General features: G+C 48.2%; 3 protein-coding genes. All 3 read left to right on the plus strand.

What is annotated here, in order from left to right:
- Positions 1-649 (plus strand): 3-keto-disaccharide hydrolase (locus tag INT22_RS17985; RefSeq protein ID WP_193068684.1); only part of this gene is annotated, 649 nt, incomplete at its 5' end.
- Positions 650-881: 232 nt separating this feature from the next.
- Entirely contained in the window at positions 882-1,379 is a 498-nt protein-coding gene (locus INT22_RS17990; RefSeq protein WP_226912878.1) for a hypothetical protein, read from the plus strand.
- A gap of 192 nt (positions 1,380-1,571) precedes the next feature.
- Positions 1,572-1,767 (plus strand): hypothetical protein (locus tag INT22_RS21450; protein ID WP_226912879.1); only part of this gene is annotated, 196 nt, incomplete at its 3' end.

Here is a 1,767-nt window from a genome sequence, read left to right on the forward strand (position 1 = left end):
AGTCTGGGAGCCTGTGCCCCCTTCGGTTTCAGTGCCTGATACAGGCGTTCCCTCCGATGCCATCGTGCTATTCGATGGCACCGATTTAGGCGCGTGGGAGGCCGAAGAGGGCGGGCAGGCTGAATGGCACGTGGAAGACGGCGCCATGACGGTGAATCGCGGCGCGGGCGGTATACGTACACGTCAGGATTTCTGCGACGTGCAGCTCTACTTGGAGTGGCGATCACCGGCCGATATCGATGGCATGGAGGGCCAGGATCGTGGCAATAGCGGTGTCTTCCTACAGGAGCGTTATGAAGTCCAAGTGCTGGATTCCTACGATAACCCGACTTATCCCAACGGCCAGGCGGCTTCCATCTATAAACAGCATATCCCACTGGTGAACGCATCACGCCCACCCGGTGAGTGGCAGAGCTATAATATCCTCTACACTGCACCGCGTTTTGATGGTGAAGGCGCCCTTGAATCGCCTGCCTACATCACCGTGCTGCATAACGGTGTCGTAGTTCAGCACCATGCTGAAGTGCAAGGCATCACCGAGTGGATTGGTGAACCCAATTACGAAGAAGCCCACGGCTGCGCACCCATTTACCTGCAAGATCACGATGCGGACGTTAGCTTTCGAAACATTTGGGTAAGAGAGCTATAGCAGGGCGCTTATAAGCCCCCTAAGCAAGCCCAGCCCGCTGATGCTAGACAGTATCGGGGACTGGGCTTTTTTGCGTTTTCGATGCCACGGTTAGATAGTAGGACTTGAGATTTATTTGCCGTTGTTTGGTGCTTTGCGTGCGACTTTTTTATACAGTTTAATTAGGAATAAGATGCATCTAGAAGCGTGAGTACTAATCTCAAGCGCTGCCAGCCAAACTGAAGGAGTATTGATGATGAAGGTTTATAGAAAGCTGGTGTTGTGTGCTTTAGGCATTATTTTAATGATAGGTAGCGCTTTAGCTGCTGATTTTCAATCATTTACTTCAGAATCCGGCGAAGCAACGGAAGCACTGGACTGCCGGAATCCAAAAATCACATCAGCGTCATTCGGAATGGGTGAACTCTATGGATGTGTTCAAGGGACCGCTGAAACAGTAAAGTGGTTTATTAATGAAGTGCCAAACACCGGTCGAGTCGATAATGTCAAGTTAATGTGGAATGATTGGTTTAAAGATGTTGGTTATGGGCTACATGCAGATAAGCAGAAGGCCGAACAGGCGTTAAAAGCGCTGATTCAAATGTATGCACCAAACAAAGAAGAAGAGGTCGAAGAGGCATTCTGGGGGAACAGTAACAGAACTATTGCATCGGATGGCTTTGTTTTGGAATACACCTACTCACGTGGCCCTGCCATTGATGAGCGCTTGATTGTAGTTACGGAAGAATGAGAGCTAAAAAAATTAATAATACCGGATCACGGAAAGCTACGCTGTGCCCATTATTTTATCATCGGTAATGGCGAGTGTTATTGTGTTGAGATGATTGCTATCTGCGAACACTAGGTATGATAAGCCGTAAGTAAATGGAAAGCGGGTTCGGGCAATGTATTTAATTGTTACGTTTAACCGAAAAGGAGCTTTATGGACGGCTTTTTTGAAGAGGTAGGCAGGGGGTTTTTTAGGGGAATAGGTTACATACTGGCAGAGATATTCTTCAGAACAATTTGTTACTGGGTTGGCTGGCCAATCTGCAAGCTAGTTACTTTGGGAAAATATCCTTCGGCTTCTAAAGTGATATGTCTCGATGATCACAGGAGTCGAGCCGACGGCACTTGGT

Origin of the sequence: Halomonas sp. 3D7M (assembly GCF_014897885.1) — a bacterium.
Classification (GTDB): domain Bacteria; phylum Pseudomonadota; class Gammaproteobacteria; order Pseudomonadales; family Halomonadaceae; genus Vreelandella.

Coding starts and splice junctions, on each gene's coding strand:
- INT22_RS17990 (WP_226912878.1), top strand. CDS start 882: ATGATGAAGGTTTATAGAAAGCTGGTGTTGTGTGCTTTAGGCATTATT.